This window comes from Peteryoungia aggregata LMG 23059 (assembly GCF_030814435.1).
In the GTDB taxonomy this organism is placed as follows: Bacteria; Pseudomonadota; Alphaproteobacteria; order Rhizobiales; family Rhizobiaceae; genus Allorhizobium; species Allorhizobium aggregatum.
In genome coordinates this window covers 43,664-65,247 of sequence record NZ_JAUSUW010000004.1, presented here as the reverse complement: position 1 = coordinate 65,247, position 21,584 = coordinate 43,664, and the positions used below count along the sequence as shown (strand labels likewise).

The following is a 21,584-nucleotide window of genomic DNA, read 5'->3' as shown; positions in this document are numbered from 1 at the left end:
TGAGGCCGCCGCCTAGGGGCAGAGGCGGTGCTCGTCCGCCTCGACAAACCGTGCTTTCCGCAGTAATCCCAAGCCTATGTGAAGGGTTGGTCTCTGCCGCCCGACGGGCCGGGAAGCAGCCGCATGAACGCCTCGACAAAGCCGACACCCCGGGCCGGGGTCATGGAGATCGCCGCTTATGTTCCGGGCAAGGAGCATGCCGGCGGGGTCTCCCGCGTCTTCAAGCTGTCGTCCAACGAGACGCCGCTCGGTCCCAGCCCCAAGGCCATCGAAGCCTTTCAGGCCGCAGCCGGAAAGCTCGAGATCTATCCGGACGGCCAGGCCCGTGTCCTGCGTGATGCGATCGCCGAAGTGCATGGGTTGAACCCTGCCAATATCCTTTGCGGCAATGGTTCTGGCGAACTGTTGGCGCTGCTTGCCAATATCTATCTCGGTCCGGGTGGCGAGGCCATCATCACCGAGCATGGCTTCCTGCTCTACCGCATCCAGATCCTGGCCGCTGGCGGGACGCCTGTTACCGTTCCCGAGACAGATCGGCGCGTCGATGTCGATGCGATCCTTGCCGCCGTGACGGATCGCACGAAGATCGTCTTCCTCACCAATCCCGGCAATCCGACCGGCACCTACGTGCCCTATGCCGATATCAAGCGGCTGCATGCAGAGCTTCCGCCGCATGTCATCCTCGTGCTCGACGCCGCCTATGCCGAATATGTCCGCCGCAACGATTATGAAGCTGGTGTCGAGCTCGTTTCGGCCAACCGCAACGTCGTGATGACGCGGACCTTCGCCAAGGTCTACGGGCTGGCGGCGCTGCGCATCGGCTGGATCTATGGCCCCGCCGAGATCATCGATGCGATGAACCGGGTGCGCGGGCCGTTCAACATCAACACACCGGCGCTATTCGCCGGGGCCGCCGCCATGCGTGATCAGGGGCATGTGGCGAGAGCCGTCGAGCACAATCAGGTCTGGCTTGCGCGCGTCTCGGAGGCGCTCACAGCACTTGGCCTCGAGGTCACGCCGTCTGTCACCAATTTCCTGCTCATCCATTTCCCTGACCGGGACGGAAAGCGCGCGCCCGATGCGGATCTCTTCCTGACATCGCGCGGCTTCGTATTGCGCGCCGTCGCGTCCTATGGTTTTCCCAATGCACTCCGCATGACGATCGGCAGCGAAGACGCCAATACCGGCGTCATCGCCGCCCTCACCGAATTCATGGAACGCACGTGATGTCTGAAATCCTGTTCGACCGCATCGCTCTGATCGGCATCGGCCTTATCGGCTCGTCGATCGCCCGAGATGTCAAGAAGCTCGGCCTGGCCAGGCAGGTGGTCATCTCGACCCGCAGCTTGGAAACGCTGAAGCGGGCGGAAGAGCTGGAACTTGGGACGTCTTACGTTGCCTCAGCCGCCGAGGCTGTCAGGGATGCCGATCTCGTCATCGTCTCCGTGCCGGTCGGCGCTTCGGAAGCGGTCGCCCAGCAGATCGCGCCGAACCTGAAACCCGGCGCCATCGTCACCGATGTCGGCTCGACCAAGGCCTCCGTCATCGCGCAGATGGCGCCGCATATGCCAGATGGCGTGCATTTCATCCCCGGTCACCCGCTGGCCGGCACGGAAAAGTCCGGTCCGGATGCCGGTTTCCCGGGCCTCTTCAAAGGCCGCTGGTGCATCTTCACGCCGCTCGAAGGCACTGATAGCCAGGCGCTTGCCCGTCTGCGCGGCTTCTGGGAGGCGCTGGGATCGATGTGTGACGAGATGGATCCGCAGCATCACGACAAGGTGCTCGCCATCGTCTCGCATCTGCCGCATATCATTGCCTACAACATCGTTGGCACGGCCGACGACCTGGAGACGGTGACGGAGTCGGAAGTCATCAAGTATTCGGCGTCCGGCTTCCGCGACTTTACCCGCCTCGCGGCTTCAGACCCCACGATGTGGCGGGATGTCTGCCTGCACAACAAGGATGCGATCCTGGAAATGCTGGCGCGCTTTTCGGAGGATCTCGCCTATCTGCAGCGGGCGATCCGTTGGGGCGAAGGCGACAAGCTGTTCGAACTCTTCTCGCGCACCCGCACCATCCGCCGCTCGATCGTCCAGGCCGGCCAGGATGTCGACGTGCCGGACTTCGGCCGTCACAGCCTCGACAAGTAGGTCGCGCTCTCTTCAGAGCGGCGGTATCTGTCCGAGCGGAATGAAGCCGAGCGAGGCGATGCCGTTCTGGATGGTGATTTCCGCCTCGCTGTCGTCGCGGCCGAAGGCCAGCGCTCGAAGCACATTGGCGACATTGTCGACCATGTCTGCCTGTTCGGGATAGGCCTTCTTCACGGCATCGCGCCAGGCGCGGATCTGCTCGACCTCGATCTTGATCCGCCCCGACAGCAGCCCGTCGTCACCCACTTCGAACGGGCCGCTCAGGGTCAGCACCCGGCCTTCGCCAAGATCGACCACCATGCGGCGGATCTCGCCTTTGGTGCCGTAAAGCTTCTGCTCCTGCGCGATCCTGGGATCGAGCAAGCCGCCCTTGTCGGCGAAGGTCGCGTCGAGGCTGGCCGAGACGGGTGGGAGCGCGATTTTCTCACCATCGACGGAGACCGTGACGTCGCGCACCAGCGTTGCATAATCGAGATTGCCCTCGTTCTGGCGTACATGCGACTGGGCGCTGGGTGCCGTCACCTGCAGCTGCAGGCTGGAAACGGTCGAGGTCACCGTGGCGTTCAGCCCTTCCAGCATGAGCGAACTGCGCGACAGGCCTGACAGTCCGATGCGGAAGCTCGACTGCATGTTGGTCCAGTCGAGCGCGGTGTTGAAACCGAGCGCCGAGCGGATCTCGGCCGGCGCATCCATCTCCCAGACGACATGGCCGGGATTGTAGATCTGCGCTGCCGCCCGCACGGGGCCAAAGGAGGCCGCGACACCCTGGAAATGGTCGTCCAGTGAAAGCCGCGAGCAGTTGAGCCGAAAGCGGAAGGGATAGCCGCCCATGGTCGCGTCTTCACAGGATGCCGTCACCCCTGCGGGATTTCCGCCGCCGAAGAAGCTCAAAATGCGGTTGCGCAGGAATTCTGCCGCGAAATACCAGGCTACGCTATAGACAGCGATGACAAGGACGATCAAAACCCCGAGCCGAAGCACCTTGCTGCTGATCGGGCTTTGCGGCGCGGTCGGGATGGCCATGGGTGCTCCTCGTTGCGATCTTTTCGTCTCTAGGATTGGCTTGCGATATGGACGAATTTTGGGTCTTTGGCTACGGCTCGCTGATGTGGAACCCGGGCTTTCCCTATGAAGAGCGGGTGCTTGCCCACCTGGGTGGCTATCGGCGTGCGCTCTGCGTTCGTTCCTATGTCCATCGTGGCACCGAACAGCGCCCCGGTCTCGTGCTCGGGCTCGATCGTGGCGGCTCCTGCAAGGGTGTCGCCTTCCGCGTCACGCCATCCGACTGGCAAGCGACCGTGGACTACCTGCGCGAACGAGAACTTGTCACGAGCGTTTATCTCGAGCGCCATGTTCGTGCCCGGCTCGGCGACGGGCGGGATGTCCGGGCCCTCACCTACGTCATTGACCGTACCCATTCGCAATATGCCGGCGCCGTCACCGTGGAGGAGGCCGCCCGCATCGTCGGTGGGGCCGTCGGACGATCCGGCCCCAATCCTGTCTATGTTGCCAACACGGTCGCCCACATGCGCGAACTTGGCATCCGCGACCATTGGCTCGAAAGTGTCGCCTCGGCGATCGGTGCCGATCAAGGGCGCGACTGAGCCTTGCGAGTCTGCAATACGCTCAGAGCGCCCCGAGTTCCTTCAGGCGGTTGACGGCCGTCGGCGGCAGGGGCAGATGCGGATTCTCCTTCGCCGTCTTCACCAGGAGCTCGTCGCTGGCCGCTTCCAGCTGCCGCATGAGCGTTTCGTGGAAGACATCCGGATCGAGACCCGGCTCGATCGGCGGCAGGATGCGGACAACGAAATGGCCTGGAAAGCGGAGGAACTTGCGGCGTGGCCAGAACAGGCCCGGATGCATGGCAACGGGCACGACTGGCACGTTGATGTCGCGGTAGAGGCGGGCGATGCCATACTTGTAGTCGGGTGCTGCACCCGGCGGACGGCGGGTGCCCTCGGGATAGATGATCAACTGGCGGCCACTCGCCATTTCCATTTTGGTGCGCTCGATCACCTGGGCCATGACCTTGCCCTTGGCGCCGCGATTGACCGGGATCATGCGCTGCTTGGCGACATACCAGCCGAAAACCGGAATCCACATCAGCTCGCGCTTCAGGATATAGACCGGGTCATCCAGCCAGGGCAGCAGCGCATAGGTGTCCCAGAAGGACTGGTGCTTGGGCGCCAGGATATAGCCGCCGCTCTTCGGAATGTTTTCCAGCCCCTCGACCGTGAAGGTCGTGCCGACGATCTTTTCCATCAGCCAGTGATTGGCGCGCGCCCAGTCCTTCGGCACGAAGAAGGCCTTCTTGCGCGGCAGCAGGAAATAGATCGGCGACAGCACGATCATCCGGAGGATCAGATTGGCGTAAAAGGCGATGTTGAAGAGTATGGAACGCAGCGGGATCATGTCATGGGGCTTTCGAGGGCGGGCGAAACCGTCCTTAGAGCAAAAGTTCCGCGAGCAAAAGCGTCCGCGTTGTGCTGCCGGTCAGGATATGCGGCCAGATTGGGTGATTTCCCCCTCGGGGCGCAGTCCCTGAGCCCGGCTCCAGCCGGTCACGCCCCTGATATAGGCGACGACCGTCTTGCCGTATTCGGCAAGCATGGTGCGCATCGCGTCCGGTTCGCTGTACCAGTTTCTCGTCTTGAGATCGGCATTGACCACGGGATAGCCGATGAAGGTCGTATCCGGATCGCTGCGGCGCAGCTCCATCAGGCTGCGGGCGAGATGATAGTTGCTGGTTACCACAAGCACGGTCCTGTAGCCCTTGTCGCGGATCCACATCGCGGTTTCGTTGGCGTTGCCAATCGTGTCGATTGCACCGTAACCGATGTCGACGCAGCATTCGAAGAGGTCCGGCGAGGTGCGGGTGGTCTTGCGGATCTGACCCGCCGTGGTGGCCGGATTGACACCTGATATCAGCAGTCTCTCGCCATAACCGCGTTTCAGCAGGCCGATCGCCTGCTCGATGCGCTGGTATCCGCCTGTCAGCACCACAATGGCATCCGCCTTGACCGTCTCTGGCGGGCGCATGTTGGTAACCGAATCAGCAAAAACAAGGAAGCCTGCCACGAGCACGGCGACACACAGGATCAGCGTCATGCCGCCATAACGCAAGGCCCTGCGGATCAGGCCTTTTCGCGCGAAGAGGCCGGCTGCCGAACTGGGCCGGTCGCCGTCACGCAGCGGTTGATTTGGCGTCATCCGATCCATGCTCATAGCCCGTGAATAACCGGGATTTCCCACAGCGAACAGGCGGCTTTAAGGCAAGTCAACATGCGAGTTTTCGTCAGTCGTCCAGAAGGCCGTCGGTGCGGGCCGGATCGGAGCGAACGAGATCGATCTCGTAGATCGTGCGCATCACGGTGAGCCGCGCCGTCAGCGTCGTCAGGAGTGCGATGACGATCATGGTCGCAAAGATGCCGAGATAGCCGCTCCAGCCGATCGTGAACGTGCCGAAGAGGGCCGTCGCCTGGTCGCTTTGTGGCGTCGCCAGCGAACGGCTCTGCCAGAAACTTGCGAGCGCAAAGAAGCTGGCGGCGAGGAAGCCACCCGCTGCTGCGCCCTTCAGGCTGATCTTCAGAAAATGCTTCTGGAATTCCTGGGCGACAAACGCACCCTCCGCGCCGACAAAATGCAGGACCTCGATAATGTGGCGATTGCCGGAAAGCGCACCCCGTGTCGCAAAGATGACGGTCAGCACCATGGCGGTAAAGACCAGGATCAGAATGCCGGAGCCGATCAGCACGGTGGTCCGCGCCATCTGCACCAGTCGATCGACCCAGGTGCGGTGGTCGTCGAGGAAGGCCTGCGGCACCTCCTCCTTCAGAAGCGCACGCATGGCCTCGAAATCGGGCGGGTTGGTCTCGTCGATGGTAATCACGATCAGCCGCGGAACCGGCAGATCCTCGAGGTTCAGCCCTGTGCCGAGCCAGGGCTCAAGCAGGCGAGCCGTCGCGCTGTCGTCCATGATCTGGCCGTCGCGGGTGCCGACGAAGGTGAGCGCCAGATCGCGCGCCTTGACCAGCGCTGCCCCCATGTCGAGTCCGTCTTCCGGCTTGATCTGGATGGTGATCTCGCGGGAGATCTGGCTCTGCCAGCCGGCGGCGGTGGCGCGGACCATGGAGACGCCGCCCAGCGTCAGGCAGGCGAGAAAGGCCATGATGGCGATCACCACCAGCAGCGCATTGCCCTGAATGTTCGACGGCGGCAGGATCGGCCCGGTCGGCCTCACCGTCATCTCGACGCGGCGCTTCTTCTGGCCAGAGTTCTGGTTTGCGTTCTGGTTTGCGTTCTGGGGGATCTCATTCATAGATGTCGAGCCGCCCGTCGGTGAGGATCATCCGGCGCGCATCCACCTGGTCCATCAGCGCGAGATCATGGGTCGCGATGACGACGGCGGTGCCGAGGCGGTTCAGTTCCAGAAAAAGGCTCAGGAGCCGGCGTGCCATGGGCGGATCGACATTGCCCGTCGGTTCGTCGGCGAGCAGGATTTCCGGTCGGTCGATCAGCGCGCGGGCAATCGCCACGCGCTGCTTCTCGCCGCCGGAGAGCACCGGCGGCAGTACGTTGATCCGCTCGCCGAGGCCGACCCATTTCAAGAGTTCGATTACATCCTGCCGATAGGTCTGCTCCGCCTTGCCGCGCACGCGCAGCGGCAGCGCCACATTCTCATAGGTCGTCAGGTGGTCCAGCAGGCGGAAATCCTGGAAGACGATGCCGACCCGGCGGCGCAGCATCGGCAGTTCGCTGCGGGGAATGCGGGTTATGTCGCGACCGAAGCTGCGGATCAGTCCGCGCGTCGGCTGCAGCGACATGAACAACAGGCGCAACAGCGTCGTCTTGCCGGCGCCCGAGGGTCCGGTCAGAAACTGGAAGGACCCTTTCGGCAGGTCGAAGGTCAGGTCGCGGAGGATCTCCGGTCCCATCCCATAGCGCAGGCCGACATTTTCGAAATGGATCAAAGGGGGCCCAGTCTGACGTGTCCGAGGTCTGGGGCACGTAAACGAAGATCGTCAACGGCCGGTAAACATGCACCGGGGACCATGGCTTCCGCGCCCGTCTTTCCGAAGCATTAACCATTTGAATTTACGTCTGGAGAGGATTCGTTTCAACCGCCGACTTTCGGGGTATCCGATTTTGGCTGTGCGAAAGGTCCGGATGAATGAGTGCTTTCCGCCAACAGAAGCAGGCCGCCATGGCGGACCTCGACCTCCTGCCGCCGGATCGTGCCCGCCGACGGATTGATCTCTCTGCCCACCGCATGGCGCGGAACGATGCCGTGGATGCGCAATTCGTAACTGTACGAGAGCCGTCCAGGCCTTCCTTGTATCAAGCTACTCCCCAGGCTTCTGCGTCGGTTGCGCCCGATTTTGCCTCGTATGTGCGCGCTGTAGTCACGGCTGTCGAAACACGCCTTCAGCGACTGTCGGACGTGGCTTTCTCGCTTCTCGTGGCGATTGCCTTTGTCTCGATCTTCTCGCTGGCCGGACAACTCGTCTTCGGCAGCGGCGAACATCCTGAGATCGCCGCCAAGCCGCTCGATTTCACCCATGTGAACCTCACGCCGCAGGACCGCAACGGTATGCGTGTGCTGCTGCTCAACGCGATCGTCGAAAATCGCACCGGTCGGCAAGTGACCCTGCCGAAGCTTCGCGCCGATCTCGTGCTCAACGGGCAAGTCGTCGCGAGCACCTATATCGATCCGCCCGTCGCCACGCTTGAAGGCGGCGAGAGCCGCGGCATCGTGACCCGGCTCCAGCATCCCGGTGGAAAAATCCCGGAAGTCCGGCTTTCCTTCGAAGAGGCGGGTGCCTAACACGCTCCAGTGTGTTAAGGCCCGTGCCTTTCCGGCATCCGCCGGCTCAAGGACCTGAGGTCGACCAGCAAGGAGTTCCCCATGCCCGTTGTTCGCGGAAAGAACATCGAACCGCTCTTTACCGCCGAACAGATCCGGCAGCGCAATCTGGAGCTTGCCCAGGACATCATGAAGGGTCCCTGCGACGACCTTCTGGTCATCTCGGTGCTCAAGGGCTCCTTCATCTTCGCCGCCGACCTCATTCGTGCGTTGCATGACGTGGGTCTTGCCCCGGAAGTCGAATTCATCACCCTGTCCAGCTATGGCACAGGCACGGTTTCCCAGGGCGTGAAGATCATCAAGGACATCGATTCGGATGTGAAGGGCCGCAATGTGCTCCTGATCGACGATATCCTGGAGTCGGGCCGCACGCTGCTTTTCGCCAAGGAACTGATGTTCGAACGGGGTGCGGCAAGCGTCACGATCGCCGTGCTGCTCGACAAGAAAGTGAAGCGAAAAGAAGTGTTTGAGGCTGACTATGTCGGTTTCGAATGCCCCGACTATTTCGTCGTCGGTTACGGCATGGACGTGGCCTATGCCTTCCGCGAACTGCCCTTCGTTGGTGTTGTCACCGGCGACGCCTGAGCTGTTCCACAAGGGAACATCTGGCCATCCAACGGCAGTGAGCTGTTAACCATCGCGCCGGACTGCGGGTCCGGCGTTTACCACTCGACAAGGAAAGTCTGGTGATTTGCCTCTCGCAAGGTCCAAAGGACGCGGGAGCATAATTCTACCATGGCGAGAATCCTCATCACCGAAGACGAAGACTCCCTGCGCTCCTTCGTGGCGCGCGCGCTGCGCCTCGACGGTCATGAGACCCATGAGGCCGCCGATGGTGCCGAAGGTCTCGAAAAGCTCTCGGAAGGTGCCTTCGACCTGTTGCTCTCCGATATCCGCATGCCTGTCATGGACGGCATCGAACTTGCGCACCGCGCCCATTCCGAATTTCCGGCCATGAAGATCCTGCTGATGACCGGTTATGCCGAGCAGCGCGAACGCGCCGACGACCTCTCGTTAAAGATTGTCGATGTCGTTTCCAAGCCCTTCGCCTTGCCCGATATTCGCAAGGCCGTCGCCTCGGCGCTTGCCGGCTGAGACTGTCGAACAGATCGCCGACCACACGAGCGCCCGCTGATGCGGGCGTCGTCGTTTTTTCGGAACTGTCAGGGTCTTACTGGATGTCCAGCAGCCGCTCCAGATAACGGCGCTCTATCTCGGGGCTTGCGTTTTCGCCGAGCTTCTCGCGGATCGCTTCGAGGATCTCGCGAGCACGCTGAACGTCGATCTCGTCGGGCACCTTGACCTGTTCGCCGAAATCCGGGCCGCTTGTAGCGCGAGGACGGCCCAGAGGATCGCGGTCGTCCTGGTTGCCCTGTCCCTGGCCCATCTGTGGACCCTGGCCGCCCTGTCCCTGCTGCGCCTGCATCATTTGGTTCATCATGTCACGGGCACCCTGACGCAGCGCTTCCATGGCGCGTCCCTGGCCTTCCACGGCCGGACCGCCCTGACCCTGACCCAGGGCTTCACCGGCGCCTTCCATCTCGCGCTGGGCTTCGCCGAAGCCTTCGCCGGGCTGCATGCCGAGACCTTTCAGCCCCTCCTGCAGTTCGCCGAGTTGCTGGCCGAGCTGCTCCTGCTGCTCACGCAGCTGCCTGAGCGCCTCGCGCAGTTGTTCGGCGGTCATGCCGTCGAGGTTCTGCTGACCCTGCTGGCCTTGCTGCTGCTGACCCTGTTGCTGCTGACCCTGTTGCTGCTGGCCCTCGGCACCTTCCTCGCCCTGCTGCGGGTCTCCGCGCTGCATGCGGTCGCGCAGCGCCTGGTCGAGGCGGAAGGTCTCGTCCATCAGCCGCTGCTGCTGCTGCATGATCTCGCCAAGCTTGTCGATCTGGCGGCGGGCCTCGCTGTTCTCTTGCTGCTGGCCCTGCTGCGGCCGGCCGGCCTGCAGGTTGTTCATCATGCGCTGCAGTTCGGACAGAAGCTGCTGGGCCTGATCGCGATTGCCGGAGCGGGCAAGGTTTTCGAGCTGGTCCAGCATGTTGTCGAGATCCTGCTGGCGCAGCATGTTCTCGGCATTCTGCTGCGGTTGGCCCTGCTGGTTTGGCATTCGTTCGGCCAGCGCCTGGAGGAATTCCTGCATCGCGGAGCGCAGCTCGGCCATCAGCCGCTGGATTTCCTCGTCGCTGGCACCGTTTTCCAGCGCCTCGGACAGCGCCTGCTGGGCGTCGCGCAGACGGCGTTCGGCCAGCGACAGATCGCCGTCCTCCATGCCGAGCGCAATCTCCCAGAGATAGTCTGCAGTGTCCTTCAGTTGCTCCTCGCCGCGCGCCATGGTCATCCGGGCGCGGGCGCTTTCGATGGCGATGAAGTTGCCGAGATCCGGGATCGTCTCGTCGGGACGGATGACCAGGGCCTCGTTGAGTTCGATCGCCTGCGGTATCTGCTTTGTATCGAGGGCAAAAACCTTGCGCTGTTCGGCAACGGCTGCCGCAAGCGGCTCGTTGAAGTTGCGGCCGGGCAGCAGCATTTCGATCGGCTCGCTGCGCCCGGTCTGGCCGGCGCCGTCGGTCGCCACCAGCGTGATCTTCACCATCTGGCCGGCCAGCGGATGTTCGGTGATGTTGCGGCTCGCCACGCCCTTGGTGTCGCGGGCATTGTGGCGGGGCAGGTCGAGCTTGTAGTCCGGAAGCGGGTAGAGCGGGGTCGCGCCCGGCTGTTCTTCCAATGGCACGATTTCGGCATGGGCCTTCTGCAGGCCGTAATCATCCTTGGCGAGGAAGGCGATTTCCAGTGCGCCGTTGATCGCGCGGCGCGGCACACCGTCAAAGGCGATCTCCGGTGCCTTGTCCGGCGTCACGCCGATCGTCCAGGTGCGATCGGCGACGCGCAGATCGCCGGCTTCATCGAGTTCCAGTTCGTGGGTGCGCGCCACCATCTGGGCATTGGCCGGTACAGGTGCAGCCGCAGGTGCCGGTGCAGGCTTTGTCTCGGCAGTCTCGGAACCGGAAGCCTGTTTGCGGGCCGGATCTTGCTTCTCGGCGACATCGAGGACGGTGCCGTCCGACTGCTGGACGAAGAGAACCTTCTCGTCGGAAACGCCGCCGCTGATGCGCACCGTGACCTTGGATTTCTGCGGTACGGTTACGCCGGCCGCATCCTGCGTGCCGAGGCCGGACAGGAAGACCGGCGGCTGGCCGGTATAGCCCGGGGGCGTGATCCAGGCGTCGATGCGGATCGTCGGCGCCTCGCTTTCCGGCACATGCTGGCGGAAGGCATCGGCAATCTGGCCTGCCCCGTTGGAGCCGGAATAGGCGAGCGCCGTGACGAAAAGCAGCGCCGGCACGGCGCGCAGGGCGTAACGGTCGTAGCGGGCGATGTCGGGCTGTGGCAGGCCGGCGTCGAGCGCTGCGATGCGCTCTGCCATGCGCCGCTGGTGCTCCTGCCAGAGTGCCCGGGCAAAGGGCGTCTCGGCCGCAATCTGGTCATCCTGAACGGCCACCGGCTGGTGGGCGAGGCCGTTGCGCTCCTCGAGCAGCCGGTCGGCTTCGGCAATGCTCGGCAGACGCACTTTGAGGAAGGGCAGGAAGGAGGCGACAAAGGCGAAGACGAGGAGGAAGACGATCGCGAGGCGAACGAGGTCCGGCACTTCGCGATAGATGCCGAACCAGGCAAGCGAGACGAAGAGTGCGGCAATGCCGGCGACCGGCAGGAAGAGCGGCAGCAGACGCTCGGCAAACAGCACGGAACGGGCGAGCACACGTTTCAGGCCAACGCGACGCGCCAGCGCCGGATCGTCCTTGAAGGCGCCTTTCCTGTGGCCGGCCGGGCGGGAAGAGCTCATCCGTCTGGTCTCCGAGAGCGCCGCGCGTCAGTCACGGCTGATTGTTCTCGAAGATAGCAGTCTTTGTGGCGAAGACGAGGGCGGCAGAGAAAAGGCGGGAGTTTTTCCCGCCTCATCGCCGAATTGTGAATGGATCAGGCCAGCCAGTCGGGCACGCTGTCGAGCGCGATCAGGTCCTCATAGGTCGGCCGCGGGCGAATCACATGGAACTCGTTGCCGTTCACCAGCACCTCCGGCACCAGCCGGCGGGTGTTGTAGGTTCCGGCCTGCACCGCGCCATAGGCGCCGGCAGAACCGACGGCGATCAGGTCGCCGGGCTTCGGCATCGCCATCTCGCGGTCGAGCGCCAGATAGTCGCCCGTCTCGCAGACGGGACCCACGACATCGGCCTTGATGCGCGGGGCATTCGCCGCCGAAATCACCACCGGCTTGATCTCGTGATAGGCCTCATACAGCGTCGGGCGAATGAGGTCGTTCATCGCGCCGTCGACGATGACGAAAGTCTTGTCACCGCCATCCTTCACATAGATGACCTCGGTCACCAGAATGCCGGCATTGCCGACGATCAGGCGGCCGGGTTCGGTGACGATGCGGCAGTTCAGCCCGGACAGCTGGTCCTTGACGATCTTCGCATAGGCGTCCGGCTCGGGCGGCGGGTTGTTGTCTTCCTTGTAGGGGATGCCAAGGCCGCCGCCGACATCGACGTGATCGATCGTATGACCGTCGCCGCGCAACGTCTCGACCAGCTCGCGCAGCAGGCGGAAAGCGTCCTCGAAGGGCTGCAGATCGGTGATCTGGCTGCCGATATGCATGTCGATGCCGGTGACCTCGATGCCTTCCAGGGTCGCAGCGCGCGCGTAAACGGCGCGGGCGCGCTCGAAGGAGATGCCGAACTTGTTCTCCTTCTTGCCGGTCGAGATCTTCGCATGGGTCTTGGCGTCCACGTCCGGATTGACGCGGAAGGAGACATGCGCCTTTTTGCCGGCCTTGATGGCGCGCTGGTTCAGGACTTCCAGTTCCGGCTCGCTCTCGACATTGAAGCAGTAGATGCCGGCCTCGAGGGCCAGATCCATCTCGCTCGGCGTCTTGCCGACGCCCGAAAACATGATGCGGTTTGCCGGGATGCCGGCGGCCAGCGCACGGCGCAGTTCGCCCTCGGAGACAACGTCCACGCCGGCGCCGAGGCGTCCCAGCGTCTTCAGGACAGCCTGGTTGGAATTGGCCTTCATCGCATAGCAGACGAGGGCATCGACGCCATCGAAGGCCTTGGAAAAGACCTTGTAATGGCGCTCCAGCGTCGCGGTCGAATAGCAGTAGAAGGGCGTGCCGACGGCACGTGCGATTTCGGGAATGGCCACGCCTTCGGCGTAAAGAACGCCGTCGCGATACTCGAAGTGGTTCACGGGTTAAGCCCTGTCAAAGAAGCGGATCGAGGAGGAAGGGGGTGTCGGGGGTCTTTTCCGCCTCGACGCCGCGCTTGTTCTGCTGGTCGACCGGCGTGCTCGGCGGGTCGAGATCGCCCTTGCGGCCGCAGGCGGACAGAGCCAGCGAAGCGGCCAGCACCAGAGAGAGCGTGAGCGTCGTGCGTTTCAGCGAATTCACCATGACTCGGTCCATAGAAATGTTGTTGTTCTAGGCTCTACCGAAAAAAGGGGCGCTTGTGCACCCCTGATCTCGTGATGGACGACACGCGTTGCCGTGATCGGTTGCCCTGTCAGTTGCGCGCCCGCCACCAGGCGATCTGCTTCCTGACTTCGGACGGCGCCGTGCCGCCAAAGCTCTTGCGGCTGGCGACCGAGGCTTCCACGGTCAAAACGTTGAAGACGTCAGCCGTGATCGCCGCATTGATGCTCTGCAGCTCTTCCAGCGAAAGCTCTGCGAGATCGCAGCCCTTCTTCTCGGCCATAGCAACGGCATTGCCCGTGACATGGTGGGCGTCGCGGAAGGGAAGGCCGGCTTCGCGGACCAGCCAGTCGGCGAGGTCCGTCGCTGTCGAGTAACCGGAGCCTGCGGCTGCCTTCATCTTGTCGGTGCGGATGGTCATGTCGGTCACCATGCCGGTCATGGCGGCGATTGCCAGTTCCAGGCTTTCGGCGGCGTCGAAGACCTGTTCCTTGTCTTCCTGCATGTCCTTGGAATAGGCGAGCGGCAGGCCCTTCATGACGGTCAGCAGCGCAATCAGCGAGCCGTTGATGCGGCCGGTCTTGGCGCGCACCAGTTCGGCGGCGTCCGGGTTCTTCTTCTGCGGCATGATCGACGAGCCGGTCGAAAACGCGTCCGACAGCCGGATGAAGCCGAATTGCGGCGTCGACCAGATGACGATCTCTTCCGCCAGTCGCGAAAGGTGAACGGCGGCAATCGAGGCTATCGAGAGGAATTCCAGCGCGAAGTCGCGGTCGGATACCGTGTCGATCGAGTTGCGTGTGGGTTCCCGGAAGCCGAGGGCCTGCGCCGTCATGTGGCGGTCGATCGGATAGCCGGTGCCGGCGAGTGCCGCAGCACCAATCGGGCTTTCGTCCAGGTGTTCGATCGCATGGCGCACGCGCTGACGGTCGCGACCGAACATCTCGACATAGGCCATGCAGTGATGCCCGAAGGTCACCGGCTGGGCGGTCTGGAGATGGGTAAAGCCGGGCATGACGGTGTCGGCATGTTCTTCTGCACGGTCGAGGAAGGCGGCAATCAGGCCACTAAGCGCCTGTTCCGTCTTCTGCAGCTCTTCCTTCACCCAGAGGCGGAAATCGAGCGCCACCTGGTCGTTGCGCGAGCGGGCCGTGTGCAGGCGGCCGGCGGCGGAGCCGATCAGGTCGGCAAGGCGTGCCTCGACGTTCATATGGATGTCTTCGAGCTTGCGCGAGAAGACGAACTGACCGCTTTCGATCTCTGACAGGATCGTGTCCAGGCCGTGAAGGATCTTGTCTTTATCTTCGGCCGAGATGATGCCTTGGTGCGCCAGCATGGTCGCATGCGCCTTTGAGCCGCGGATATCCTGGGCGTAAAGCTTCTTGTCGAAACCGATGGAGGCATTTATCTCCTCCATGATGGCCGAAGGGCCGGAGGCGAAGCGACCGCCCCACATCTGGTTGGAGGATTTGGTGTCTTTTGTGCCCTCGGCCATGGAATGCCCGTCCTGGAGAATGACATGACAGAAAAAAGACGTAGCGGTCTCTTCCCCACCAAGCTGGTTGCGATCGCGGCGGTGGCCGGCATCGTCGCCGGCGCGGCTGCGGTATACGTGAGAGAGACCACGTCTGGCAATGCCGTGGAGACTGCGGATGCCGCGCAATGCGAGGGTTCTGTCGCCAAGGCAGAGGCGCTGACGCCTTATCTGAAGGGCGATGTCGCGGCGATGATCCCGGTCAGCGAACCCAAGCTGATCCAGGGTCTCACCTTCCAGGACAAGGCGGGCGCGCCCATGACCATGGCCAACTTCGCGAATAAGACGGTCCTGATCAATCTCTGGGCCACATGGTGCGTGCCCTGCCGGGAGGAGATGCCGGCTCTCAACAATCTGCAGGAAGCCGCCGGCGGTGAGGCCTTCCAGGTGCTCGCCATCAACATCGACACCGGCGATGTCGAGAAGCCGCAAACCTTCCTCGAAGAGACGGGTGTGGATGCACTCGGTCTCTTTCGCGACGCCTCGATGGGTGTCTTCAACCAGCTGAAGCGCGAGGGTCTCGCCTTCGGCCTGCCGGTCACGCTGCTCGTCGACGGCAAGGGTTGCCTGCTCGGCAGCATGAACGGCCCCGCCGTCTGGGACGGCACTGACGCCAAGGCGCTGGTGACGGCTGCGGCGACGGGTGGCTGAGTTCTCCCGCCCGCCCTTGATGCCTCAATCCTGGAAAATGCGCGGACGAAGGATCTCGATGAAGCCTGTCTGACCCTTGGAGCCAGAGAATTCCGGTGCGACATCGAATTCGATCGTGGCGCCATCGGTCGCCTTCGCCAGAACCCGCTTCGAACCCGGGCGGTCCAGCACCCGCAGGATGGTCGCAGCCACACCCTTTGATGCGTCGTCGCTCCACAGGACATCGGTCGGGCGAAACAGCAGCTCCGCCGGCCCGTCCTTCAGGCCTTCAGCCGAATAGACCATGTTGTCGACCTTTGCCTTGCCGTCCGAAACACTGGCCTTCAGTGCGTTGGTATCGCCGAGGAAGCGCATGACGAAGGCATTCGCCGGCTGGCGGCAGACTTCTTCCGGCGTGCCCTGCTGAACGATCTTGCCCTTGTCGAGGATGACGACGCGGTCGGCAAGGTCGAGCGCCTCTTCCTGGTCATGGGTGACGAAGAGCGTGGTGATGCCGAGCTCGTCATGAATCGCGCGCAACCAGCGGCGCAGGTCGCGGCGGACATTGGCGTCAAGTGCACCGAAGGGTTCGTCGAGCAAGAGCACGCGCGGGTCGACCGCGAGTGCGCGGGCGAGCGCCACGCGCTGGCGCTGGCCGCCGGAAATCTGGCCCGGGAAACGCTCCCCAAGGCCCGACAGCTGAACCAGCGACAGCAGCTCCTCGACCCGGCGGTCGATGTCGGCGGTTGAACGCTTGACCTTCGACACCTTCATGCCGAAGGCGATGTTTTCGGCCACGGTCATATGCGGGAAAAGCGCATAATGCTGGAAGACGAAGCCGACACCGCGATCGCGGACCGGAATGTCCGTTGCATCTTCATCACCGAAGTGGATATGGCCATCATCGGCGAATTCGAGGCCCGCGACCATGCGCAGGATGGTCGTCTTGCCGGAGCCGGAGGGGCCGAGCAGCGCCACCAGTTCGCCGCTTTTGATGTCGAGCGAGACGCCATGCACGGCGCGGAAGGTTTCGAAGGTCTTGACGACGGTGTCGAGGCGAATGTTCACGAAAGAACCTCCGGGGAATTCTGGGGTGCAGCCAGGGTTTGTGGCCGGTTGCGGCGACCGGCGCCCTGGCGTTCCAGGAGTACCTTGGCGACCAGCGTGACCAAAGCGAGCGTTGCGAGAATGGATGCGGCGGCAAAGGCGCCGACGGCGTTGTAATCGTGGTAGAGCAGTTCGATATGCAGCGGCAGGGTGTTGGTCTGGCCTCTGATATTGCCTGACACCACGGAGACGGCGCCGAACTCACCCATGACGCGGGCATTGCAGAGAACGACGCCATAGAGCAGCGCCCACTTGATGTTGGGCAGGGTGATCGAGACGAAGGTGCGCCAGCCGCTGGCGCCGAGCGAGGTCGCGGCCTCCTCAAGGTCACGCCCTTGCGCCTGCATCAGTGGGATCAGCTCGCGGGCCACGAAGGGGGCGGTGACGAACATCGAGGCGAGCACGATGCCCGGCAGGGCAAACATGATCTTCAGCTCGACGCTATCGAGTGCCGGGCCGAACAGACCTTGAAGGCCGTAGACGAAAAGATAGGAGACGCCTGCGACGATCGGCGAGACGGAGAAGGGGATCTCGATCAGGATCGTCAGGATGCGCTTGCCGCGAAAATCATGCTTGGTGATCGCCCAGGCGGCGGCTACCCCGAAGATCGTGTTGATCGGAACCGCGATCAGGGCCGTTAGGACCGTCAGTCCGATCGCATGCCGCGTGTCGGGATCAGCGATCGTCTCCAGGAAATAGGGCAGGCCTCGCGAGAAGGCCTCGATGCCGATGACGGCGAGCGGCGCGATGATGAACAGCGCGACCATGACCATCACGATCGTGATCAGCGCATATCTGAACAGCGGGGCGTCACCGACGCGGGGCGGACGCCGTCCCTTCGTGATCTGGCTCATCTTTTAGCCTTTCACCGTGTAGCGCAGGGCGCGGGCCTGCAGATAATTGGTCACGGCCAGCATGACGAAGGCGGCGATCAGCATGACCGAGGCAATCGCTGCCGAGGCCGGATAGTCGTATTCCTCAAGCCGGATGAAGGCGAGAAGTGCCGTAATCTCGGTCGAGAAGGGCTGGTTGCCGGCAATGAAGATGATCGCCCCGAATTCGCCGAGGCTGCGGGCGAAGGCGAGCGAGGTGCCGGCAAGCAGGGCCGGCGTCAGAAGCGGCAGGATCACGCGCCGGAAGATGCTCCAGTCGGTCGAGCCCAGCGTCTGGCCGGCCTCTTCAAGCGCCGGATCAAGCTCTTCCAGCACCGGCTGCACCGTCCGCACGATGAAGGGCAGGCTGGTGAAGGCCATGGCGACCATGATGCCGAGCGGTGTATAGGCGACCTTGATGCCGATTTCGCCGAGCGCTGCGCCGAACCAGCCGTTGGAGGCAAACAGCGTGGTGAGCGAGATGCCGGCGACTGCTGTCGGCAGGGCGAAGGGCAGGTCGACGAGGGCGTCGACGATGCGGCGGCCCGGGAAACGATAGCGCACCAGCACCCAGGCGAGTGCCAGGCCAAAGACGAGGTTGAACAGGGTCGCGACCAGCGCCGAGCCGATCGTCACGCCATAGCTTGCCACGGCGCGTTCGGAGGAGACGATGCGCCAGTAGTCTGCGGGCCCGAGGCTCGCTGCCTTGAAGATCAGGGCCATCAGCGGCAAGAGGATGATGATCGCCGCATAGACCAGGGTAATCCCAAGGGACAGCCTCAGTCCAGGCAAGACACGCCGTTTCACGTCGTTGATCCTTTCACGCGAAAACCGGCGGGCGATCCCGCCGGTCTCTGTCTGTCCGAAAGACCGCCTTAGCGGCTGCCATAGATCCCATCAAGGATGCCACCTTCGGCAAAGTGCTCCTTCGATACCTTGTCCCAGCCACCGAAGGCGTCTTCGACCGTCACAAGGCGGATTTCGGGGAACTGGTCCTTGTATTCGGCGGCGACCTTTTCGTCATGGACGCGGTGGCCGAAGTCGGCGGCGATCTTCTGTCCTTCCGGCGAATAGAGGAAGCCGAGATAGTTCTTCGCCAGTTCCTGGCTGCCCTTCTCGTCAGCGACCTTGTCGACGATGGCAACCGGGAATTCGGCGAGCAGGCTGACCGAAGGTACGACCTGCTGGAACTTGTCCTCGCCATACTGCTTGGCAATCGACTTGGTCTCGGCCTCGAAGGTGATGATGACGTCGCCCAGTTCGCGCTCGACAAAGGTGGTGGTCGCGGCGCGGCCGCCGGTGTCGAAGACCGGCACGTTGTCGAAGATCTTGTCGACGAATTCCGTCACCTTGGCCTCGTCGCCGGCGAACTTCTCCTTCGCATAGGCCGTTGCCGCCAGATAGGTGTAGCGGGCATTGCCCGAGGTCTTCGGGTTGGGGAAGATTACCTGCACATCCTCACGGGCCAGATCGTCCCAGTCCTTGATGCCCTTCGGATTGCCGGCGCGCACCAGGAAGGACGGGAAGGAGTAGAAGGGCGAGGCGTTGTTAGGGAATTCCGACTGCCAGCCTTCGTTGATGAAGCCGTTCTTCGCCAGGAACTCCACATCGGTGACCTGGTTGAAGGTGACGACGTCGGCTTCCAGTCCTTCCACAATGGCGCGGGCCTGCTTGGAGGTGCCGCCATGCGACTGGTCGATGGTCACGCCCGGGTTGGCCTTGATGAAGGCTTCGTTCTGGGCGGCGAAGATCTCGCGGGCGATGTCGTAGGACGCGTTGAGCAGCTTGTCGGCTGCCACGGCAGACACCGGGAGGGAGAGAGCGGCAAGGGCTGCGCTGACGAGGAGGAGGCGTTTCATGGACTGGGGGCTCCGGAGTGCGGGAAAGGTATCGAGCCCGCAAACTAGAGGGTCGGCACTTCCCTTCCGAGGAATGGCCGACCAATCATCACCCCGAGGGGCAAAAATCTTTTCGCAGGATGGAGCCGGACCGGAATGGCCGATCAGCGCGTCGGAACCGGCACTTCGCCACGGTAATCGTAGAAGCCACGGCCGGACTTGCGGCCCAACCAACCGGCCTCGACATATTTCACCAGCAGCGGGCAGGGGCGATACTTCGAGTCCGACAGGCCCTCATGCAGGACCTGCATGATCGAGAGGCAGGTGTCGAGCCCGATGAAGTCGGCAAGCTGCAGCGGCCCCATCGGGTGGTTGGCACCAAGCTTCATCGCAGTGTCGATCGCTTCCACCGAGCCCACACCTTCATAAAGCGTGTAGATCGCCTCGTTGATCATCGGCAGCAGAATGCGGTTGACGATGAAGGCGGGGAAGTCTTCCGCGACCGTGATCGTCTTGTCGAGCGAGGAGACGAAGGTCTTGGCCGTGGCGAAGGTCGTCTCGTCGGTCGCGATGCCGCGCACCAGTTCGACCAGTTTCATCACCGGCACCGGGTTCATGAAATGGATGCCCATGAAGCGCTCCGGCCGGTCGGTGGCCGAGGCGAGGCGTGTAATCGAGAGCGAGGACGTGTTGGTCGCAATCAGCGCTTCGGGTTTGAGCACCGGGCAGAGGGCGGCGAAGATCTTGCGCTTGACGCTTTCGTCTTCGGTTGCCGCCTCGATGACGAGATCGGCCGGGGCGAGGTCGTTGACGTCGGACGAGCCGGAAATAAGCGCCAGCGCTGCCTTGCGGTCCTCGTCAGACATCTTGCCATTGGTGACCTGGCGGGCGAGGTTGCCGTTGATGGTGGCAAGGCCCGCCTCGATCCTCTCCTTGGAGAGATCGTAGATCGTGACCTTATAGCCGGCGGCGGCGGAGACCTGGGCAATGCCACAGCCCATCTGGCCGGCACCCACGACACCCACATTGCTGATCTTGTCCGTCATCGTCTCGCTCCTCACCCGTTCTCGTCTTCACTCAAGAAGATGGCACCGACAAAAATGCCGGACCCGCTCGTCGCGGACCCGGCTGATTGATAGACCGCAAAGGTTTCTTTGACCAGTCCTTTCGCAGCTGCGAGATGGTGCTTAGAGCGCCTTCTCGAGCTCCGGCAGGGCTTCGAAGATGTCGGCGACGAGGCCGTAATCGGCGACCTGGAAGATCGGGGCTTCCTCGTCCTTGTTGATGGCGACGATGACCTTGGAGTCCTTCATGCCGGCGAGGTGCTGGATCGCGCCCGAGATGCCGCAGGCGATGTAGAGCTGCGGGGCAACCACCTTGCCGGTCTGGCCAACCTGCCAGTCGTTCGGGGCGTAGCCGGCATCGACGGCCGCACGGGACGCGCCGACGGCGGCACCCAGCTTGTCGGCAACTGGCAGGATCACTTCCTGGAATTTCTCCGAGGAGCCAAGCGCACGACCACCGGAGACGATGATCTTGGCGGATGCCAGCTCCGGCCGGTCCGACGACGACAGCGCGTCAGAGACGTAGGAGGAAACGCCCGGGTTCGCGACAGCGGCGATAGTTTCGACGGCAGCCGAGCCACCGTCACCGGCAGCGGCGAAGGAGGCGGTGCGGACCGTGATGACCTTCTTGGCATCGGTCGATTGCACGGTCTGGATGGCATTACCGGCATAGATCGGACGCTTGAAGGTGTCGGCAGATACCACTTCAGTGATTTCCGAGACCTGCATGACATCGAGCAGGGCTGCGACGCGCGGCATCACGTTCTTGCCGACCGAGGTCGCAGCCGCGATGATCGTGTCGTAAGAGCCGGCAAGCGAGACGATAAGGGCCGCCAGCGGTTCCGCCAGGTTGTTGCCGAGCGAAGCGTCGTCAGCGAGCAGCACCTTGGAGACGCCCGAGAGCTTTGCAGCCGCATCGGCGGCAGCCTTGGCGCCGGAGCCGGCGACCAGCACTGCCACGTCGCCACCGATTTTCGTGGCGGCCGTCAGGGCCTTCGCGGTCTGTTCGGAGACGGTCGCGTTGTCGTGTTCTGCGAGAAGAAGAATAGCCATTTTACGTTTCTC

22 protein-coding genes are annotated in these 21,584 nt (G+C 63.1%); 7 read left to right on the top strand and 15 right to left on the bottom strand.

Annotation, left to right across the window (positions count from 1 at the left end):
- Positions 1–123: 123 nt before the first annotated feature.
- Positions 124–1,227: a pyridoxal phosphate-dependent aminotransferase gene (locus tag J2045_RS07775; RefSeq protein WP_307371315.1), complete on the top strand. Its 1,104-nt coding sequence runs from the start codon at positions 124–126 to the stop codon at positions 1,225–1,227.
- On the top strand, positions 1,227–2,150 hold the full coding sequence (locus J2045_RS07770) for a prephenate/arogenate dehydrogenase family protein (RefSeq protein ID WP_307371313.1): 924 nt from the start codon (positions 1,227–1,229) through the stop codon (positions 2,148–2,150). The genes J2045_RS07775 and J2045_RS07770 overlap by 1 nt, the downstream gene beginning before the upstream one ends.
- Before the next feature lie 12 nt (positions 2,151–2,162).
- Here J2045_RS07770 and J2045_RS07765 read toward each other — a convergent pair whose 3' ends face one another.
- Entirely contained in the window at positions 2,163–3,173 is a 1,011-nt protein-coding gene (locus tag J2045_RS07765; RefSeq protein ID WP_307371311.1) for a DUF2125 domain-containing protein, read from the bottom strand.
- Positions 3,174–3,220: 47 nt separating this feature from the next.
- Here J2045_RS07765 and J2045_RS07760 point away from each other — a divergent pair, with 47 nt between their 5' ends.
- Positions 3,221–3,754, top strand: a complete 534-nt coding sequence (locus J2045_RS07760) for a gamma-glutamylcyclotransferase (RefSeq protein WP_307371309.1) — start codon at positions 3,221–3,223, stop codon at positions 3,752–3,754.
- 22 nt (positions 3,755–3,776) lie between these two features.
- On the opposite strand, the gene J2045_RS07755 is transcribed toward J2045_RS07760, so the two are convergent.
- The 4 genes from J2045_RS07755 to ftsE form a co-directional block, all read right to left on the bottom strand.
- On the bottom strand, positions 3,777–4,562 hold the full coding sequence (locus J2045_RS07755; RefSeq protein WP_307371307.1) for a lysophospholipid acyltransferase family protein: 786 nt from the start codon (positions 4,560–4,562) through the stop codon (positions 3,777–3,779).
- 81 nt (positions 4,563–4,643) lie between these two features.
- Positions 4,644–5,369, bottom strand: a complete 726-nt coding sequence (locus tag J2045_RS07750) for a YdcF family protein (RefSeq protein ID WP_370873057.1) — start codon at positions 5,367–5,369, stop codon at positions 4,644–4,646.
- Positions 5,370–5,445: 76 nt separating this feature from the next.
- Entirely contained in the window at positions 5,446–6,468 is a 1,023-nt protein-coding gene (locus J2045_RS07745) for a cell division protein FtsX (RefSeq protein WP_370873040.1), read from the bottom strand.
- The gene (gene ftsE / locus J2045_RS07740; RefSeq protein ID WP_166600327.1) at positions 6,461–7,120 is read right to left on the bottom strand and encodes a cell division ATP-binding protein FtsE; all 660 of its coding nucleotides are present in this window, start codon (positions 7,118–7,120) and stop codon (positions 6,461–6,463) included. The genes J2045_RS07745 and ftsE overlap by 8 nt, the downstream gene beginning before the upstream one ends.
- 200 nt (positions 7,121–7,320) lie before the next feature.
- Here ftsE and J2045_RS07735 point away from each other — a divergent pair, with 200 nt between their 5' ends.
- From J2045_RS07735 to J2045_RS07725, 3 genes are all read left to right on the top strand, one after another.
- Entirely contained in the window at positions 7,321–7,974 is a 654-nt protein-coding gene (locus J2045_RS07735) for a hypothetical protein (protein ID WP_307371303.1), read from the top strand.
- Positions 7,975–8,055: 81 nt separating this feature from the next.
- Positions 8,056–8,598: a hypoxanthine phosphoribosyltransferase gene (hpt, locus tag J2045_RS07730; RefSeq protein ID WP_166600325.1), complete on the top strand. Its 543-nt coding sequence runs from the start codon at positions 8,056–8,058 to the stop codon at positions 8,596–8,598.
- 150 nt (positions 8,599–8,748) lie between these two features.
- Positions 8,749–9,108 carry a response regulator gene (locus tag J2045_RS07725; RefSeq protein ID WP_307371300.1) on the top strand — a complete coding sequence of 120 codons (360 nt, stop codon included), beginning with the start codon at positions 8,749–8,751 and terminating at the stop codon, positions 9,106–9,108.
- Between the two features lie 76 nt (positions 9,109–9,184).
- Here J2045_RS07725 and J2045_RS07720 read toward each other — a convergent pair whose 3' ends face one another.
- The 4 genes from J2045_RS07720 to argH all read right to left on the bottom strand — a co-directional run bounded on the left by J2045_RS07720 (position 9,185) and on the right by argH (position 14,969).
- On the bottom strand, positions 9,185–11,851 hold the full coding sequence (locus J2045_RS07720) for a TIGR02302 family protein (protein ID WP_307371298.1): 2,667 nt from the start codon (positions 11,849–11,851) through the stop codon (positions 9,185–9,187).
- A 134-nt stretch (positions 11,852–11,985) separates the two neighbouring features.
- Positions 11,986–13,254 carry a diaminopimelate decarboxylase gene (lysA, locus tag J2045_RS07715; protein ID WP_307371296.1) on the bottom strand — a complete coding sequence of 423 codons (1,269 nt, stop codon included), beginning with the start codon at positions 13,252–13,254 and terminating at the stop codon, positions 11,986–11,988.
- A gap of 13 nt (positions 13,255–13,267) precedes the next feature.
- Positions 13,268–13,456, bottom strand: a complete 189-nt coding sequence (gene lptM / locus J2045_RS07710) for an LPS translocon maturation chaperone LptM (RefSeq protein WP_229575016.1) — start codon at positions 13,454–13,456, stop codon at positions 13,268–13,270.
- A gap of 109 nt (positions 13,457–13,565) precedes the next feature.
- Positions 13,566–14,969: an argininosuccinate lyase gene (gene argH, locus J2045_RS07705; RefSeq protein WP_307371293.1), complete on the bottom strand. Its 1,404-nt coding sequence runs from the start codon at positions 14,967–14,969 to the stop codon at positions 13,566–13,568.
- Between the two features lie 24 nt (positions 14,970–14,993).
- Here argH and tlpA point away from each other — a divergent pair, with 24 nt between their 5' ends.
- Entirely contained in the window at positions 14,994–15,659 is a 666-nt protein-coding gene (tlpA, locus tag J2045_RS07700) for a thiol:disulfide interchange protein TlpA (RefSeq protein ID WP_307371291.1), read from the top strand.
- A gap of 24 nt (positions 15,660–15,683) precedes the next feature.
- Here the strand turns inward: tlpA and J2045_RS07695 are convergent, their stop codons facing one another.
- The 6 genes from J2045_RS07695 to J2045_RS07670 form a co-directional block, all read right to left on the bottom strand.
- Positions 15,684–16,706 (bottom strand): sulfate/molybdate ABC transporter ATP-binding protein, encoded by a 1,023-nt coding sequence (locus J2045_RS07695; RefSeq protein ID WP_307371289.1) that lies wholly within the window; start codon positions 16,704–16,706, stop codon positions 15,684–15,686.
- Entirely contained in the window at positions 16,703–17,599 is an 897-nt protein-coding gene (gene cysW / locus J2045_RS07690; protein ID WP_307371286.1) for a sulfate ABC transporter permease subunit CysW, read from the bottom strand. Before cysW ends, J2045_RS07695 begins: the two co-directional genes overlap by 4 nt.
- A gap of 3 nt (positions 17,600–17,602) precedes the next feature.
- Positions 17,603–18,424: a sulfate ABC transporter permease subunit CysT gene (gene cysT, locus J2045_RS07685; protein ID WP_307371283.1), complete on the bottom strand. Its 822-nt coding sequence runs from the start codon at positions 18,422–18,424 to the stop codon at positions 17,603–17,605.
- Positions 18,425–18,492: 68 nt separating this feature from the next.
- Entirely contained in the window at positions 18,493–19,476 is a 984-nt protein-coding gene (gene cysP / locus J2045_RS07680; RefSeq protein WP_307371281.1) for a thiosulfate ABC transporter substrate-binding protein CysP, read from the bottom strand.
- A 143-nt stretch (positions 19,477–19,619) separates the two neighbouring features.
- Positions 19,620–20,501 carry a 3-hydroxybutyryl-CoA dehydrogenase gene (locus tag J2045_RS07675; RefSeq protein ID WP_166600314.1) on the bottom strand — a complete coding sequence of 294 codons (882 nt, stop codon included), beginning with the start codon at positions 20,499–20,501 and terminating at the stop codon, positions 19,620–19,622.
- 141 nt (positions 20,502–20,642) lie between these two features.
- Complete coding sequence (locus J2045_RS07670; RefSeq protein WP_307371278.1) at positions 20,643–21,572, bottom strand: electron transfer flavoprotein subunit alpha/FixB family protein; 930 nt, start codon at positions 21,570–21,572, stop codon at positions 20,643–20,645.
- Positions 21,573–21,584: the final 12 nt, after the last annotated feature.